A 16,962-nucleotide genomic window follows, 5' to 3' on the forward strand; every position below is an offset into this window, starting at 1 on the left:
CACCACCCCATCCCCGGCCCTTCCCCCTTGAGGGGAAGGGAGAAGGATCGAGATGACCCACATCACCATCGGCCAATCCCCGCTCACCCTGCCGCAACTCCGCGCCGTGCTCGAAGGCCCGGTCACGGTCAGCCTGACCGACACAGCCTGGGCGAACGTCGAAAAGGGCGCGGCCGTCGTCGCCGCCATCCTTGCCGAGGGCCGCACCGTCTATGGGATCAACACCGGCTTCGGCCTGCTGGCGAACACCAGCATCGCGCCGGAAGACCTTGAAACCCTTCAGAAGAACCTCGTCCTCAGCCACGCCTGCGGCGTCGGCGCCCCGCTGTCCGACGCGGTCACCCGCCTGCTGCTGGTGCTGAAGATCGCCAGCCTGTCAAAGGGTGCTTCGGGCGTCCGTCGCGGCACGCTGGAGGCCCTGATCGCGCTGGTGAACGCCGACATCCTGCCGTCCATCCCGTCCAAGGGCTCGGTCGGCGCCTCGGGCGATCTGGCGCCGCTGGCCCATATGTCCTGCGTCCTGATCGGCGTCGGCGAGGCCCGCCACAACGGCGAAGTCCTGTCCGCCGAGGCCGCCATGGCCCGCGTCGGCCTCAAGCCCGTCGTGCTCGGCCCCAAGGAGGGCCTGGCCCTGCTCAACGGCACCCAGTGCTCGACCGCCCTGGCGCTGGCGGGCCTGTTCGCCGCCGAGGCCTGCTTCGCCGCGGGCGTCGCCGCCGGCGCCCTGTCGGTTGATGCGCTCAAGGGCTCGGACGCCCCGTTCGATCCGCGCATCCACGCCCTGCGCGGTCAGCCGGGCCAGATCGACGTCGCCGCCCGCCTGCGCGCCCTGATCGCCGGCTCGGCCATCCGCGACAGCCACCGCCACGACTGCGCCAAGGTGCAGGACCCCTACTCCCTGCGCTGCCAGCCCCAGGTCATGGGCGCCACCCTCGACGTGCTGCGCAACGCCGCCGCCATGCTGGTGCGCGAGGCCAATGCCGTGACCGACAATCCGCTGGTCTTCATCGACGACGGGGATGTCATCTCGGGCGGCAACTTCCACGCTGAACCTGTTGCTTATGCTGCAGATCAGATCGCCATGGCCCTGTGCGAAATCGGCAACATCTCCGAGCGCCGCACCGCCATCCTGGTCGATCCGAAGATGAGCGAACTGCCCGCCTTCCTGGTCAAGGAAAGCGGCCTGAACTCCGGCTTCATGATCGCCCAGGTGACCGCCGCCGCCCTCGTGGCCGAGAACCGCATGGTCGCCCACCCCTGCGTCATCGACACCGTGCCGACCAGCGCCAACCAGGAAGACCACGTCTCCATGGCCACCCACGGCGCCCGCCGCCTGCTCGACATGGCCGAGAACACCGCCACCGTCGTCGGCATCGAACTGCTGGCCGCCGCGCAGGGCTTGGACTTCCACCGCCCTCTGACCTCTTCGCCCGATCTGGAGCAGGTCTGGAGCATCGTCCGCGAAGCCGCCGAGCCCTACGTCTCCGACAAATACTTCGCCCCGGACATAGCGCGGGCCACGGCGACGGTGCGCGCGGGCCGGTATCGCGTGTTCGCCGCGGACCTGCTTCCGTCGGCGTAGTTTCATTCCCCTCTCCCTCTGGGAGAGGGCTTAAGGCCTTTGAGAGGGAAGCGATCAGGGTGAGGGCCGTCCGCCAGCATTCGGCGTAAGCCGCAACTCCTTGTCATCCCGGCCGACGCGAAGCGGAGAGCCGGGACGGGACGGCCCAATTGTCTCCCCCCGCCCGGAAGCCGCGCCAGCGGTTATCCGGGCGACGGCTGGCGGCGCGCTCCGGCGGGCAAGATCAAGCGTGTGGCTACGCGTCTTCCGGCTCAGCCCTGCGGGCTGTCCGGAAGGGGGAAACAGAGACACCACCACCGTCCCGGCTCTCCGCTTCGCTACGGCCGGGATGACAAGCTCGGACCCTACGACCAAATTTGACGCATCGGCATGTCAGACTGTGATCCGGTCTTTGACATCGCGGTCCGTGACGCTCCCTTTGGGTTGAGCACAGGCTGAATGCCCCGCCGCACCGAAACCCTCGCCGAGCCCCCGTCGCCCGGCTCCCGGCCTTATGCCCGACGCTCTCCGTCACGGTTGAAACGCCCCTCAGCCACCCCGTCTCACGCGAAAATGCGCACCATGTGCACTCGCTTTTTTTCCGAGTGCACTTTTCAGGCTTCCAGCGGCGCCCGCGCCAGCGCCGTCAGGTTCGCCGAGCCGGTGCAGAAGCACACCGTCCGCATCTGCCGGATCACCGTCTGGAAATGCGCCACCACCGCCTCGGTCGAGACCATGGCGGCGTCCAGCACCCCCGCCGCCTGACCGACCATGTCGGCCCCCAGCCGGATCGCCCTGGCCGCATCCACCCCGTCGCGGATGCCGCCCGAGCCGATGATCAAGGTCCGGGGACAGGCCGCCCGCGCCTCGGCGATGGCTCGCGCCGTCGGAATGCCCCAGTCGGCGAAGGCGGCGGCGTGGCGCTTGTCCGCCTCCGCCCCGGCCCGCTCGCCCTCGACCAGCGCCCAGTTCGAGCCGCCCGCCCCGGCCACGTCCAGCGCCGCCACGCCCATCTCGGCCAGCCGCTTGCAGGTCGCCGCCGACAGGCCCGCGCCGGTCTCCTTGACCACCACGGGGAAGTCCGCCGCCCGGATCAGCGCTTCCAGCGCCGCGCCCACGCCCCACCAGTCCCGATCGCCCTCGGGCTGACAGGCCTCCTGCAGCGGGTTCAGGTGCACGATCAGGGCGTCGGCGGCCACCATGTCCACGATCCGCCGCGCCTCGTCGGGGCCGACCCCCCGGGTCAACTGGGCCGCGCCGATATTGGCCAGGATCGGGGTGTCGGGCGCCTTCAGCCTCAGGGCCATGTCCAGCCCCGGCGTGCCCGCTTCCGCCTCAAGCGCCGCCCGCTGCGAGCCGACCGCCAGGGCGATGCCCAGCGACTGGGCGGCCTCCGCCAGCCGGGCGTTGATCGCCTCGGCCCGCGCCGGTCCTCCGGTCATCGAGCTGATCAGCAGCGGCGCCTTCAGCCTTCGCCCCAGGAAGTCGGCGCCCAGGTCGATCTTGCCGTAGTCGAGATCCGGCAGGGCCTCATGGACGAAACGCACCGCATCCAGTCCGCTGTCCCGCCCGTGCCGTGCCTTGCCCGACAGGATGACGTCCAGATGCTGGTCCTTGCGAGCGACGATATCGGTCATCAACGGCTCCGAAGCCGTCAGGGCTTCTTCTCGACGATCAGGGCGTAGGACCCCGTCTGGCCCTGTTGGAACGTCCCGGCGCGGATTTCGTACACGCCGTCCTCCGGCGCGGTCCATTCCAGCTTGGCGTGGGTGTCCGACAGGCCGTCGTCGTCCGACGCCAGACCCTCGAAGCTCTCCTCCTCGCCCTCGCCCGGCCGACCGATGGTCAGGTAGCTGTCGACTTCGTTGGAGACCATCAGGATGATCAGCTTCTCGTCTTCCTTCACCGTCACGCGGTAGGCGTCATAGAAGCTGTTGTCGTCGGCGGTGGCGTCGCTCTCGGTCAGCACCCCATGCGCGGTCGTGCCGATCAGCAGGCTGCCCGGCCGCGGCTGCGGGCCCCGGTCCTGCAGTTCCAGCGAGTACAGGCCCTTGCCGTCCGACCCCAGCGGCGAGGCGCGCAGCACATAGCGGCCGTCGGTCGGCAGGGTGAAGTTCAGGCGCGAGTCCGTCCCCTCGCCCAGGCCGTCGTCGTCCTGCGCCAGCGGGCTGAACTCACCCTCGGCATTGCCGATCTGCAGATAGGTGTCGAAGTCGCCCGAGCGCATGATGGCCCGGACGCGCTGGCCCTCGCGGCCCTCGAAGACGAAGGCGTCATATCCGCGGTCGTCGTTGTCGCGGGAGTCGGCCTCGCCGATCTCGCCTTCCAGCGTCGTGCCGAAGGCCAGCGGCTGGGGCGGCTTGTCAGGCGCCACCTCGGTGATCGACAGGCTGTAACGGCCCCGCGAGTCCGAGAAGGCCCGCGCCTCGATAACGTAGGCGCCGGTCTTGGGCAGGGTGAAGACCAGACGCGAGTTGGTCCCCTCCGGCCCGCCGTCGTCGTCCGTCGCCAGGCTGACCTGGTTCTCGTCGAACAGCTCGATGAAGGTGTCGAAGGCGCTCGAGGTCATGTCGATGCGGACCCGCTGGCCCTCGCGCCCGCTGAAGCGGTAGGCGTCGGCCCGCACCTCATTGGCGCTCAGCCCGTCGCTGTCGGTCAGCTCGCCGCGCACCGTGTCGCCGATCCGGATTCCCTGCGCCGGGATCGGCGCCGGGCCTTCGGACAGGGTCAGGCTGTAGGCGCCGCTCGCCTCGGTGTTCAGCGGCACGGCCCGGATCACATAGGCGCCGGTCTCCGGCAGGGTGAAGACCAGCCGCGAGTTCAGCCCGGCCTCCGCGCCGTCGTCATTCATGGCCAGTTGGGTGAAGACCCCGTCCACGGTCCGGCCGATCACCACCGTCGGGTCGAAGGCGTCGCTGTCCAGCGCCAGCTGGATCCGGTCGCCCTGACGCCCGCTGAAGGTCCAGGCCTGATAGCGGCCGCCGTCGTCGGTCTCCGGGTCGCCGTCGCCGATGTCGCCCTGCACCGTCTGCCCCAGGGTGATGGCGCCCGGTTCTGGCGGAGCCTTGGCCGGCTCCCGCTCGGTCAGGCTCAGGGTATAGGCGCCGCCCTCGATCCCCGACAGGGTGCGGGCGCGCAGGATGTAGACGCCGTCCGCCGGGGCGGTGAAGCGCAGGCGCGAGTGGGTGCCCTCGCCCAGGCCGTCGTCGTCGCTGGCGATCGGATCGCCATCCTCGGCCTCGGTCCGGACCTCCAGATAGGCGTCGAACATGTCGGCGCGCAGGATGGCCTCGAACCGCTGGCCCGCGGTCGCGGTCACGGCGTAGCGGTCATAGCGATAGGCGTCTTCCGGGGCCGTGGCGTCGCCGTCGGCGATCTCGCCCTCGATCTGGTCCCCCACCGCCAGGGGCTGCGCCTCCTGCGCGAAAGCGGGCCCCGCGACGGCGGCGACGAGCGCCAGACTGCTGACGGCGGCTAGAATGGTCGATCGGCGCATACGCGTATCCCCTGGGAGTCGGTGACGATCATAGACGCCGAACCCGCCCCTCTGTAAATCGCGCGCACCGCACGATTCCTGACTATTGGAGCCGAGACCCATGACGGCCGACCCCGCCCGCGCGACCCTGATTGACGGCAAGGCCTTCGCGGCCGGTCTGGTGGATCGCGTCGCCGCCGCCTCCGCCCGCCTCGAAAGCGCCCATGGCGTGAAGCCGGGACTGGCGGTCGTCATCGTCGGCGAGGACCCCGCCAGCCAGATCTATGTCCGGAACAAGGGCGAGACGACCCAGCGGGCCGGCATGCGCTCCGACACCCACCGGCTGCCCGACACGACGACTCAGGCCGAGCTTCTGGCCCTGATCGCCGACCTGAACGCCGACGCGGGCATCCACGGCATCCTCGTCCAGTTGCCCCTGCCAGGCCACATCGACAGCAGCGCCGTGCTGGACGCCATCGACCCGGACAAGGACGTCGACGGCTTCCACGTGGTCAACGCCGGCCGTCTGGCCGTCGGCCTGCCGGGCCTCGTGCCCTGCACCCCGCTGGGCTGCATCATGCTGCTGCGCGCCGAGCTGGGCGACCTGACCGGGCTGAACGCCGTGGTCGTCGGCCGTTCCAACATCGTCGGCAAGCCGATGGCCCAGCTTCTGCTGGCCGAGAGCTGCACCGTCACCATCGCCCACTCGCGCACGAAGGATTTGCCCGCCCTGTGCCGCACCGCCGACATCGTCGTCGCCGCCGTGGGCCGTCCGGAGATGGTGCGCGGCGACTGGATCAAGCCGGGAGCCACCGTCATCGACGTCGGCATCAACCGCGTCCCGTCCAAGGACCCGGTCAAGGCCGCCGAGGGCAAGACCCGCGTGGTCGGCGATGTCGCCTTCGACGAGGCCGCCGCCGTGGCCGGTCGCATCACCCCGGTGCCCGGCGGCGTGGGTCCCATGACCATCGCCTGCCTGCTGGCCAACACCTATACCGCCGCCTGCCGCAGCATAGGTGTGGACGCCGAGTCGCTGGACGCTTGAACCGGAACGAGTCCGGCCCAATAGTCTTTCTCAACGCAGTCTGAGGAGACGCCAGTGATCCGGATTTCGCCCCGTGTAGCGGCTGTCGCCGCCGTGGTCGTTCTCGCCCCCGCCGTCACTGGCTGCGGCATCAACGCCATCCCGACCAAGGAAGAGGCGGCCAAGGCCCGCTGGGCCGACGTCCAGTCGCAGTATCAGCGCCGCGCCGACCTGATCCCCAATCTGGTCGCCACCGTTCAGGGCGCGGCGGTGCAGGAACGCACCACCCTGACCCAGGTCATCGAGGCCCGCGCCCGCGCCACCAGCGTCCAGGTCACGCCCGAGACCCTGAACGACCCGCAGGCCTTCCAGCGCTTCCAGGCCGCGCAGGGCGAGCTCTCGCATGCCCTTTCCCGCCTGCTGATGGTCACCGAGAACTATCCGCAGCTGCAGTCGAACCAGAATTTCCTCGCCCTCCAGTCCCAGCTGGAAGGCACAGAGAACCGGATCGCGGTCGCCCGGCGCGACTACAATGAGGCCGTTCGCGACTACAACACCTCGCTGCGCACCTTCCCGACCGTGCTCTGGGCCAAGACCATCCACGGCGGCTCGCAGCCGATGCAGACCTTCACCGCCACCGAGGCCGCCCAGTCGGCGCCCAATGTGAACTTCGACGCCCTGAACCCCGCCGCCTCTGCGCCGTCGGCGGCGCCGGGCTCCGCTCCGCCGGCCCAGTGAACCTTCGTCTCGCAGAGGGCTGGGCCTCACGCACGGCCGCGCTGGTCGCGGTCCTGCTGGCCGCCGTCTGGCTGGCCGCGACACCCGCCCTCGCGCAGAACGCTCCGCAGTTCCCGGCCCTGACCGGGCGGGTCGTCGACCGCGCCAATCTGCTCTCGCCTCAGGCCGAGGCGGCCCTGACCACCAAGCTGGAGGCGCTGGAGCGCGACACCACCGACCAGGTGGTCGTGGTCACCGTGCCCGACCTTCAGGGCCATCCCATCGAGGACTACGGCTACCAGCTGGGCCGTGCCTGGGGCATCGGCCAGTCGGCCAGCAACAACGGCGTCCTGCTGATCATCGCCCGCGACGAGCGCAAGGTGCGCATCGAGGTCGGCTACGGCCTCGAACCCGTCCTGACCGACGCCCTGTCAGCGGTGATCATCCACGACGCCATCCTGCCGCCCCTGCGTGAAGGCTTCTACGACCGGGGCGTCACCGCGGGGGTGGACGCCATCGACGCCCAGCTGCGGCTTGATCCCACCGAGGCCCGCGCCCGCGCGGCCGCGGCGGAGCGTCCGCAGTCCAACCTGCCCATCGGTCCGGCGGTGCTGATCGCGGTCGTCTTCCTGTTCCTGCTGCTCGGCCTGATCGGAAGCGCCTCGCGGCGCGGTCGTCGCCATCGCAGCAGCGGCCTGGGTCCCATCCTGATCTGGGCCGCCAGTGAGGCCATGCGCAACAGCGGTCGCGGCGGCGGAGGCTGGGGCGGTGGTGGAGGCGGCGGCTTCGGCGGCGGCGGCAGCTTCGGCGGTGGAGGCGCTTCGGGCGGATGGTGATGAAAGCAGACCCTGACGCCCACGCCCGCATCGCGGCGGCCATCGCCGACGCCGAACGGACCACCTCGGGCGAGATATTCTGTGTCCTGGCCCGGCAGGTCTCGTCCTATCGGGACGTCTCCTTCGGCTGGGCCGCGGCCGCGGCGCTGATCCTGCCGCTCGGCCTGATCCCGCTCGGCTTCGAGCCTGACTGGGTCCCCGGCCTGACCGACAGCTGGGAGGCCGCTCATCTGGCCGCCCGCGACGCCACCATCGGCCATGCGGTGACCGCCTACGCCCTGATCCAGGCGGCGATCTTCCTGACCGTCTTCCTGGTCACCTCCCTGCCCGGTGTGCGCCGCTGGGTCACCCCGCGCAGCGTCCGCCGCGCCCGCGTGCACAAGGCGGCCATGCAGCAGTTCCTCGCCCACGGCCTGCATGTGACCGAGGCCCGCACCGGCGTCCTGCTATTCGCCTCCCTGTCCGACCATCAGATCGAGGTCATCGCTGACGAGGGCATCCACTCGAAAGTCGACCAGACCGTCTGGGCCGAGGCCGTCGCCGCCCTGATCCGGGGCCTGAAGCGCCGCGATCCCGCCGCCGGCTTCGAAGCCGCCATCGCCCAGTGCGGCGGCGTTCTGGCCGAACATTTCCCGCCGTCGTCACGCGATCGCAACGAGATCGAGGACAAGCTGGTTATTATCTGACGCGCGCCCCGCCGCCTTGCCGTCCCATTCAGGGGCGAAAGGCCCGGACCGCCCGCCAAGGCCAGTTCGGAATTCCATGCCCCGCCTGATGACCTACAATGTGCACCGCTGCGTCGGTGCGGACCGCAAGCTGGACGTCAGCCGGATCGCGGGCGTGATCGCCGACTACGAGCCCGACATCGTCTGCCTGCAGGAGCTGGACGTCGGCCGCGCCCGCACCGGCTTCGTCGATCAGGCCAGCACGATCGCTGACCAGCTGGCCATGAGCTACCACTTCCACCCGGCCATGCGGGTCGAGGCCGAGCTGTATGGCGACGCCATCCTGACCCATCTGCCCGAACGCCTGATCCGCTCCGCCGCCCTGCCCACGGTGCGCGGGATTCCGGGGCTGGAGCCGCGCGGCGCCCTGTGGGTCGCCATCGATATCGACGGCGTCACCCTGAATGTCGTCAACACCCATCTGGGGCTGGTCCCGCGCGAGCAGCGGCTGCAGGCGGCGGCGCTTGTCGGCGACCAGTGGCTGGGCCACCCCGACTGCGTCGGCCCCACCCTGCTGACCGGCGACTTCAACGCGACCTCCCTGACCCGCCCCTATCAGACCCTGGTGCGCAAGCTGGCGGACTGCCAACGCACGCTGGGGCTCAAGCCGTCGGTGAAGACCTTCCCGTCCAGCTTCCCGGCCATCCGCATCGACCACTGCTTCACCAGCCCTGAGGTCGTGGTCACGGCGGTGTCGGCCCCCTTCTCGCCCCTGGCCCGCATGGCCTCGGATCATCTGCCCCTGATCGTCGACTTCGAGATCAGGTCTTAGGCGGCAGGCGGCGGTGCGAGGTCGCGCGCCGCTTCCACGGCCGGAAGGCGTCACGCACCGAGGTTGGGTCTCCCAGCTGGAACTCGGCGATCACCTGCTCGACCCGCGACGGCGGCGTCGCGCCCAGCGCCTGCATCCGCCCGGTGTCGAACTGCTGCACCGCCTGCCCGACCGAGCCGGTCAGGGCCTCCGCCGCCGCGAAGGCCTCGCTGTCCACGCCGATCCAGTGCCCCAGAGTGTGGTGACGGAAGTCCCGGATACGTTCACGCCCCGCCTCCGTCCCCGGCTCCACCGCCACGTCGCACTCGGTGTCAAAGCCCATGGACCGGTTGTTCAGGTTCGATGATCCGATACGCAGCACCGTGTCGTCATAGATCGACATCTTGGCGTGAACGATGATCCGCTCCCCCTCAGCCGTATGCGGCGCGAAGGCGAAGAAGCGGTTGTTGCGATCCGCCTGCTCCAGCCGGAACAGGACCTCGGAACGGGCCGTGTCCATCGTCAGGCGGTCGAACCAGCTCGGGCTGCCGCCCGTGGTGACCAGCACCACCTCCGGCCCGTCCCACTCCGCCAGCCGCTCGGCCAGCGCCGCCGCGATCACCGGCGAGGTGAAATACTGGTTCTCCAGATAGATCAGCTTCTTCGCCCTGCGGATGGCGTCCAGGTGCAGAGCCTCGTTCTCGCGCACCTCGGTGCGCTGGCCCCAGTCCGGCTCGGTGCGGGCGATGGCGAAGGGCGTGTTGGTCAGGTCAGGCTCGACGTTGTCCGGCCACGGATCGCCGGGCGCCTCGTCGACGATGGTCCGCTCGTCCGTCGCCAGCCGCCAGCGCTCGCGGGCCAGATCGCCCAGGGCCTTCGCCGCCGGACCGTCCACCACGCACATCACCTCATGTCGCGCGGGCGCGATCAGCCCCGAGGGCATGCAGCGACGCGGATCGCCGTCGAGATGCTCGCTGGAGTCCCAACGATCCACAGAAATGTCGCCCCCGCCGCAGAAGGCCACGGCGTCGTCGATGATCACCACCTTCTGGTGATGACAAGCGCCCGGGGCAGGCGGCGGATCAAGCCGGAACTCGACCATCCGCTTGCGGAACCACTGCTGCGCCCGCTGCGGGAAGAAGCCCTGCGAGGCGGCGATGACCAGCGGCGACTTCCAGATCAGCAGCCGTACATCCAGCTCGGGCCGGGATTTCACCAGCATCCGCAGCAGGTGGCCGATCTCATCCGTCGGCCCGGCGTTGGCGATGTCGGGATGCAGCCGCGTGCGGGGATCAAACTGCCAGCCCAGCAGGACGACGGACCGCTGCGCCTTGTCCAGCGCCGACCGCAGCGCCGAGAAATAGGCGGCGTTCTCCATCAGCACCGCGAAACGGTTCGCTGTCTCCACGCGCCAGCAATTCCGGCCCGGCGCGAATAGTTTCTCGTCGTGGTCTTCCATGCCGTTACGCCTGACCGATTCGCATGACGGCGGCATGCGCCTCCCCCGTCAGGAGACGCGCGCCCCGCCTTTCCGTTCCCATGCGGCGCTGTGCAGGGTCAATGGTGACGGTTTGTTCACGTCAGACAGATTGTTTCGCGAAAGGTTTCGGCGCATAACGTCGTCGTTCATTCGGGACAGGGGAGAGGTCGGCGATGCAAGCGCTGATCGAAATGATCGCCAGCTTCGTCGCCATGCTCGCCGTTGCGGCCCTGTCGCAATTCGGCCTGGACCTCAGCACGCCTCAAAAGCCCGAACGCGAAATCCACCGCGTCCGTGATTGCGGCGGAACCTCCCCCTCGGGCGTCATGATCGCCTCGGGTGACCACAAGCAAGAGTGCTGAAGCTCACCGGAATCGTCCGGGCTCGCCTTTGCTCTACGCCATTGACCCGTTAGGGTTCCTGAACCGCCGGGGGGCCTTGTCTTCCGACGGGCGTAAGCCTGATGCCGTTCGAGACGAGATCGCCGCCTTATGAAGCCCCCCCGCCAACGGCCGCCGCTGAACCTGTCCGACCCCGCGCCGGAGCCCGTGGTCGACCCGACCGCGACCCCGGTCGAGGCGGAGGCCGAGGCTGAGCCGACGCCGCCGCCCGCCAAGGCCGAGCGCCCGATGTCGGAGCGCCGTCGTCGCCGTCTGGCCGAGGAACAGCGTCTGGCCGCCGAGCGCGCCGCCGCCGAGGCTGAAGCCGCCGAACGCCCCGTCATCGAACCCTTTAAACTGCCCGACCCGGCCCCCGCCGAGGTCCGCGCCGATGTTCGCGCCCTGGCCGAAAGCGTCGACGCGCCGCCCGCGCCTGTGTCGCCCCCGCCCGCCCCGGCTCCGATCACCACGACCCGGCGTCGCGAAACACCGCAGCCGTCGGGCCGTCACGCCTATCTCGTCGCCGGCGTCGCCGCGGCCCTGTGGATCGGCGGCGTCGCCGCCTGGGCCGCCTTCGAGATCGGCTCGGGCTCGGTGGACCTCGAGCCGCTGCGCATCGCCGTCTACGCCCTGATCGCCCTGGCCCCCGCCGGCCTGGCCATCATGCTGGCCCACGCCGTGCGTCAGGGCGCCGGTCTGGCCGCCGAGACCAAGCGCGCCCGCGACCTCTCCGAGGCCCTGCTGGCCCCGACCGCCCTCGCCGCCCAGCAGACCGGCGAGGTGCTGCAGACCCTGCGCATGGACATCGACCAGGCCTCTCTGGCCGCCGAACGCGCGCGCAACGACATGGCCCTCCTGCGCGAGGCTTTGGCGCAGGAGACCAGCCGCCTGAACGAGGCCGCCGAGGTCGCCAGCCGCACCGCCCGCCGCCTGACCGAGCAACTCGGCGGGGAGCGCGACCAGATGCAGACGCTGGGCGCCGCGCTGGACAAACAGGCCACCGGCGTTCTGGACGCCGTCGAGCGTCAGTCCCGCATGGTGGTGGACGCCTCCGACCTGGCCCAGACCCAGCTGCGTGAGGCCGAAGCCGCCCTGGCCGCCCGCGCCGCCGATCTGGCCGCCGCCGCCGGCGAGGCCCAGGACGCCGCCCGCGTCGCCGCCGACGACCTGGCCCGCCAGACCCTGCGTCTCGAGAACGCCGGCTCCGGCGTCGCCGAACAGATCCAGTCGGTCGAGGAAGGCCTCGGCCAGCAGCGTGCCGCCCTGGTCACCGCCGCCTACGCCCTGCGCACCGATCAGGAGGACTTCTCCGCCCAGGTCGAGAGCCAGCGCGCGCAACTCATTGAGCAACTGTCTGCCGCCCGCACCGCCGCCGGAGAACTGGGCGAGACCTCGAACCGGACGACCGAGACGGTCAAGGATCTGGTCGAGGCCGCCACCGACCAGTTCAAGGCGCTGGTCGAGATGTCCCAGCGAGAGGCAGACGGGTTCGACGCCGCCACCAAGGTAGCGCTGGACCGCTTCGAGGCGCTCGCCGCCGAAGCTCGCGACGCCCTGGTCGAGGAGACCCGCCGGGCGCTCGCCGCCCTGCAGGCCACGGCCGAGGATTCCCGCATCGCCGCCAGCGAAGCCGCCGATCAGGCCCAGTTGCGCGCCGACCGCCTGGGCGAGGCCATGTTCGAGGCCGCCCAGAAGGCCGACGCCGCCGCCGAAACCCGCATCGACAGCGCCCGCCGCATCGTGGCCGAGAGCGGCCTGCTGGTCGATCAGGCCGGCGAGCGCGCCATCGAGAAGCTGGAGCTCACCGTCGAGCGCATGGACGCCGCCCTCGCCCGCATTGACGAGGCCATCGGTGATCTGGACGACCGCGCCGGTCGCCTGCCCGAGGAGGCCCGCAAACGGGTCGAGGAGGTGCGCAACACCGTCGAGGAAGGCCTCGCCGCCCTGTCCGCCGCCTCGCAGAAGGCCGCCGCCGACACCGAGGCGCTGGACGCCGGCTTCCAGGAGCGGGTGCGCCGCAACTACGACATGCTGACCGAGGCCGTGCGCCTGATGGGCGTGGTTTCGGGCGAGACCCCGACCACCCGTCGTCGCGAGCCCGCCGCCCCGCCGCCCGAGCCGGTGCGCCAGCCGCCCCGAGCCGACGACAAGGGCTTCGGCCTGCGCGGCCGCCTGAAGCTGGAGCCGACGCCGGGAACCACGCCCCCGGCCGGCGCCCTCGACTGGTCTGATCTGGTCGATGACGGTCTGGGCGAGGCCCCGCTGGACCTCGACACCCCTGTCATGCCCACGCCGGGCGGCGCGACGGACCTGGACTCTCTCGGCCAGCGGATCGTCACCGCCATCCGCCGCATGGGCGTCGACCCCAACGCCCTGCTGCCCCGCTCGCGGGTCGAGGAAGCGGCGCACGCCCTGACTGACCGGGATCCGGACCGCGCCCGCCAGATTGTCCGCCGCGTGGCCCCGGCCGCCGTGCGCAGCGTTTCGCGTCGTGTGCTGACGGATCCCGATCTGCGCGCCGACGCCGAAGCCTATGTCCGCGCCTTCGGTCGTGATCTGGCCGCCCAGGCGGCGGGCGGCGACGGCCCGGCGGTGCTGGGGCGGCTAACCTCGGACGGCGGCCGCGCCTTCATGCTGCTGGACGCCGCCATCGGCGACCTGGCCTGACCCTCAGAGCTCACCCACCATGTCCTTCAGGTCGAAAACCGGCGTTTTCAGCTTGACGCCGAAGGCCCTATGGCGACACCGTTCCCCCGCGTCACGTAACTGTCACGAAGTAGTTCCGATCCATGGCTGAGCTTGATCAGACAATGACGGACACCCGACCGGGGATAGTGATCTGCGCGTGGGACGCCGGTGAATCCGGCTGGGACCCGGTCGAGGACCTGTCCGGCGAGCCCTGGAACCCCAACGGCGCGCGCACCGTGCCGGTGCCGTCAGCCTCGCCCGAGGCGCTGGCCTCCACCCTCTCCGCCCATCTGAGCGACCGCCGCTGCCGCGCCCTGCTGCTGGTGGGCCGCACCCGCAGCCATGAAGGCTTCCGCCTGCAGATGCGGGCCGAGAACCGCTCGCTGGACGGCGCGGCCCGTCGTGATGGCGTCGGCCCCAGTGTCGCCCGCGCCACCGCCCCCGTGGCCGAGATGGTCCGTGCACTGAAGGAGGCCGGTCTGGCCGCCGACGCGACCTCGGAAGCTGAAGACGATGCGGGCAGCTATCTGCTCTACAGCGTCCTCTCCAGCCTGCCGGACGGGGCCGACACCCCCGCCGTGGGCCTGCTTCGCGCGCCGGAGAAAGAGTCCGACGACGCCGTCCAGCGCGCCGTGAAGACCGCGGCCCAGGCCATGGCCCGGCATCTGGCGCCCCTGCCCCGCTCCCGCGCGATCTGACGGCTCAGGCCAAGCGACGCCTCAACGGCAGGGCAGCCAACAGCCCCGCCGCCGACATCACCGCCATCGCCGCATAACCGCCCGCGCCGAACCGGTCGTAGAGCGGCCCCGACGCCGCCGTGGCGATGCCGATCAGCACGCCCGCCGACAGCACCGAGCTGAGCGTCTGCGCCGCCGTCTGGCTGTCGCGCGGGGCCAGCTTCTCGACGATCTGCACCCCGGCGAGGAAGGTCGCGGCGAAGGTCAGGGCGTGCAGCGCCTGCAGGGGCCACAGCAGCCACAGCGGCGGGGCGAAGGCCATGGCGGTCCAGCGCACGATGGCCGCCGCCGCCCCGATCACCAGCAGGCTCCACGGCCCGATCCCGACCCGACGCCGCCAGGGCTCGACCAGCCACATCAGGGCCACCTCGACCACGACGCCGAAGGCCCAGAGCTGGCCGGTGACCGCCTCGCTGATCCCCTGCGCCTTCCACAGCAGGGCGGAAAAGCCGTACTGGAAGGCGTGCGCCGCCTGCACCGCGCCCACGGCGAAGATGGCGGTCATGAAGACGGGATCGCCGACCAGCCGCCCCAGTCCCCTGAACCGGTCCACCCCCTTCAGCGGGGCGCCGTCCGCCACCGGCTCGCGCGGCAGCACCAGAGCCGCCAGCGCCGCGATCCCCAGCCCCATCGCGGTGATCCAGACCACGATCACATCAACGGGCGCCCTCAGCAGCGCTGCGCCCATGGCGACATTGACCGCCACGAAGGCCGCCGAGCCGCAGCCGCGCGGCAGGGCGAAGGTGAAGCCGTCCCGCGCCGCCAGCCTCAGGGTCAGCACGTCGCTGAGCGGGATCAGGGCCGCCGCCGCTGTCGCCCCAATAAACCAGCACAGGGCCTGCAGAGCGAACAGATCGGTCAGCCCGGCCCCGCCGTAGCCCAGCGCCATGACCAGCCCCAGCAGGGCGATCGGCGCGCGCCGGGTCCGGAATCCGTCCGCCCAGACCGCCAGCAGCGGCCCCGTCACGATCCGTCCCAGCATGGGCGTCGCCAACAGCACGCCGATCTGCGCCCCTGTCAGCCCCTGCGCCCTGAACCACAGCCCGGCGAACGGCAGGCTCACGCCGCTGGCGCCGAAGAGCAACACATACTGCAGGCCCATCCGGGCGGCGGAATTCATGGCGCCAGATAGCAGACGCGACGGGTTCTGTCGGCTAGCGTGAGTACATGGCAGTGAATCGCAATCTGGCCGCCTTCGCGGCGGTGAACGGGGCAATGGCGGTGGCGCTGGGGGCGTTCGCCGCCCACGGCGCGGGTCCGCAGATCAAGACCCTTCTGACCACGGGCGCCCAGTATCAGCTGACCCACGCCCTGCTGGCCGTAGCCTGCGCCCTCTGGCCCGGATATCCGCGACTGGTGCATTTCGCGGGCTGGCTGGCATCGGTCGGCGGCCTGATCTTCTCGCTGTCGCTGGCGTTCCTGGGCTTCCTCAGCCTTCCGGCGCTGGGGATGGTCACGCCCATGGGCGGCGTCCTGATGATCGCCGCTTGGCTTTTGCTCGTCCTTGCCGCATTGCGGACCAACAGCTCAAACGCCTGATCCGGGCGCGCAGAAAGACCTGATTTCAGTATGGCCTTCCCTCAGCCCGACGCCCCGCGTCGTGACCTCTTCCCCGAGGTCGAAGCCTATGCCTCCGGCTATCTGAAGACCGACAGCATTCATGAGGTCTGGTACGAGGAATCCGGCAATCCGCAGGGTCTGCCGGTCATCGTCCTGCACGGCGGCCCCGGCGGCGCTGTGAACCCGGGCATGCGCCGCTACTTCGATCCGAAGAAGTACCGCATCGTCATGTTCGACCAGCGCGGCTGCGGCAACAGCCGCCCCCACGCCTCGCTGGAAGACAACACCACCTGGACCCTGATCGAGGACATCGAGCGCCTGCGTGAGCTGCTCGGCATCGACAAATGGGCGGTGTTCGGCGGCAGCTGGGGCTCCACCCTGTCGCTGGCCTACGCCATCACCCACCCGGAACGCTGCACCGCCCTGTTGCTGCGCGGCATCTTCCTGCTGACCAAGCCGGAGCTCCACTGGTTCTACCAGGATGGCGCCTCGCACATGTTCCCGGACGCCTGGGAGCGCTTCGTGGCCCCCATCCCGGAAGCCGAGCGCGGCGACCTCATGGGCGCCTACTACAAGCGGCTGATCGGCGACGACAAGGCCGAGCGCGAGCGCTGCGCCATCGCCTGGTCCAGCTGGGAAGGCGAGACCGTCAGCGTCCAGGGCCCCGACGCCCGCCCCGACAAGTTCGCCGAGCCCGAGTTCGCGGTCGCCTTCGCCCGCATCGAGAACTGGTACTTCACCAACGGCGGCTTCTTCCCCGAGGAAGGCTGGCTGCTGAAGAACGTCCACCGCATCCGCCACATCCCGTGCTGGATCGCCCAGGGGCGCTTCGACGTGGTGACCCCCATGACCAGCGCCTGGGCCCTGCATCGCGCCTGGCCGGAAGCCAGGCTCGACGTCATCGGCGACGCCGGCCACGCCTCGAGCGAGCCCGGCATCATCGACAGCCTGGTCCGCGCGACGGATTGGGCCGCTTCGCTCTGAGAAGGAATTAGGGCGTAGGAATTAGGGCTTGGGAAACGGGGCGA

15 protein-coding genes are annotated in these 16,962 nt (G+C 70.4%); 11 read left to right on the forward strand and 4 right to left on the reverse strand.

Annotation, left to right across the window (positions count from 1 at the left end; all coding sequences use genetic code 11):
- Nucleotides 1–52: 52 nt before the first annotated feature.
- The gene (gene hutH / locus ACTIEF_RS07090) at nt 53–1,582 is read left to right on the forward strand and encodes a histidine ammonia-lyase (protein WP_439471412.1); all 1,530 of its coding nucleotides are present in this window, start codon (nt 53–55) and stop codon (nt 1,580–1,582) included.
- A 593-nt stretch (nt 1,583–2,175) separates the two neighbouring features.
- Here hutH and fni read toward each other — a convergent pair.
- Together fni and ACTIEF_RS07100 are read right to left on the reverse strand one after the other, a co-directional pair.
- A complete protein-coding gene (gene fni / locus ACTIEF_RS07095; protein ID WP_439471413.1) occupies nt 2,176–3,198 on the reverse strand; it encodes a type 2 isopentenyl-diphosphate Delta-isomerase in 1,023 nt (340 codons plus the stop codon).
- 17 nt (nt 3,199–3,215) lie between these two features.
- Entirely contained in the window at nt 3,216–5,057 is a 1,842-nt protein-coding gene (locus ACTIEF_RS07100) for a PPC domain-containing protein (RefSeq protein ID WP_439471414.1), read from the reverse strand.
- Nucleotides 5,058–5,157: 100 nt separating this feature from the next.
- Here ACTIEF_RS07100 and folD point away from each other — a divergent pair, with 100 nt between their 5' ends.
- The 5 genes from folD to ACTIEF_RS07125 all read left to right on the forward strand — a co-directional run bounded on the left by folD (nt 5,158) and on the right by ACTIEF_RS07125 (nt 9,110).
- Nucleotides 5,158–6,081 carry a bifunctional methylenetetrahydrofolate dehydrogenase/methenyltetrahydrofolate cyclohydrolase FolD gene (gene folD, locus ACTIEF_RS07105; protein ID WP_439471415.1) on the forward strand — a complete coding sequence of 308 codons (924 nt, stop codon included), beginning with the start codon at nt 5,158–5,160 and terminating at the stop codon, nt 6,079–6,081.
- Between the two features lie 54 nt (nt 6,082–6,135).
- On the forward strand, nt 6,136–6,798 hold the full coding sequence (locus ACTIEF_RS07110) for a LemA family protein (RefSeq protein ID WP_439471416.1): 663 nt from the start codon (nt 6,136–6,138) through the stop codon (nt 6,796–6,798).
- A complete protein-coding gene (locus ACTIEF_RS07115) occupies nt 6,795–7,613 on the forward strand; it encodes a TPM domain-containing protein (RefSeq protein WP_439471417.1) in 819 nt (272 codons plus the stop codon). Before ACTIEF_RS07110 ends, ACTIEF_RS07115 begins: the two co-directional genes overlap by 4 nt.
- Nucleotides 7,613–8,299, forward strand: a complete 687-nt coding sequence (locus ACTIEF_RS07120; protein ID WP_439471418.1) for a TPM domain-containing protein — start codon at nt 7,613–7,615, stop codon at nt 8,297–8,299. Before ACTIEF_RS07115 ends, ACTIEF_RS07120 begins: the two co-directional genes overlap by 1 nt.
- 76 nt (nt 8,300–8,375) lie before the next feature.
- Nucleotides 8,376–9,110, forward strand: a complete 735-nt coding sequence (locus tag ACTIEF_RS07125; protein WP_439471419.1) for an endonuclease/exonuclease/phosphatase family protein — start codon at nt 8,376–8,378, stop codon at nt 9,108–9,110.
- On the opposite strand, the gene ACTIEF_RS07130 is transcribed toward ACTIEF_RS07125, so the two are convergent.
- The gene (locus ACTIEF_RS07130) at nt 9,100–10,548 is read right to left on the reverse strand and encodes a phospholipase D-like domain-containing protein (RefSeq protein ID WP_439471420.1); all 1,449 of its coding nucleotides are present in this window, start codon (nt 10,546–10,548) and stop codon (nt 9,100–9,102) included. The two genes, ACTIEF_RS07125 and ACTIEF_RS07130, sit on opposite strands and share 11 nt — an antisense overlap.
- Nucleotides 10,549–10,742: 194 nt before the next feature.
- Here ACTIEF_RS07130 and ACTIEF_RS07135 point away from each other — a divergent pair, with 194 nt between their 5' ends.
- The 3 genes from ACTIEF_RS07135 to ACTIEF_RS07145 all read left to right on the forward strand — a co-directional run bounded on the left by ACTIEF_RS07135 (nt 10,743) and on the right by ACTIEF_RS07145 (nt 14,335).
- A complete protein-coding gene (locus ACTIEF_RS07135) occupies nt 10,743–10,931 on the forward strand; it encodes a hypothetical protein (protein WP_439471421.1) in 189 nt (62 codons plus the stop codon).
- A 129-nt stretch (nt 10,932–11,060) separates the two neighbouring features.
- Nucleotides 11,061–13,616, forward strand: a complete 2,556-nt coding sequence (locus tag ACTIEF_RS07140) for a tipN (protein ID WP_439471422.1) — start codon at nt 11,061–11,063, stop codon at nt 13,614–13,616.
- Between the two features lie 143 nt (nt 13,617–13,759).
- On the forward strand, nt 13,760–14,335 hold the full coding sequence (locus ACTIEF_RS07145) for a hypothetical protein (RefSeq protein ID WP_439471423.1): 576 nt from the start codon (nt 13,760–13,762) through the stop codon (nt 14,333–14,335).
- A 4-nt stretch (nt 14,336–14,339) separates the two neighbouring features.
- Here the strand turns inward: ACTIEF_RS07145 and ACTIEF_RS07150 are convergent, their stop codons facing one another.
- Complete coding sequence (locus ACTIEF_RS07150; protein WP_439471424.1) at nt 14,340–15,494, reverse strand: MFS transporter; 1,155 nt, start codon at nt 15,492–15,494, stop codon at nt 14,340–14,342.
- Nucleotides 15,495–15,541: 47 nt separating this feature from the next.
- Between ACTIEF_RS07150 and ACTIEF_RS07155 the strand changes: the two genes are divergently transcribed.
- Together ACTIEF_RS07155 and pip are read left to right on the forward strand one after the other, a co-directional pair.
- Nucleotides 15,542–15,913, forward strand: coding sequence for a DUF423 domain-containing protein (locus ACTIEF_RS07155; RefSeq protein WP_439471425.1), 372 nt, complete (start codon nt 15,542–15,544; stop codon nt 15,911–15,913).
- Between the two features lie 30 nt (nt 15,914–15,943).
- A complete protein-coding gene (gene pip, locus ACTIEF_RS07160) occupies nt 15,944–16,918 on the forward strand; it encodes a prolyl aminopeptidase (protein WP_439471426.1) in 975 nt (324 codons plus the stop codon).
- Nucleotides 16,919–16,962: the final 44 nt, after the last annotated feature.

It is taken from the genome of Brevundimonas sp., from assembly GCF_051858995.1.
In the GTDB taxonomy this organism is placed as follows: domain Bacteria; phylum Pseudomonadota; class Alphaproteobacteria; order Caulobacterales; family Caulobacteraceae; genus Brevundimonas.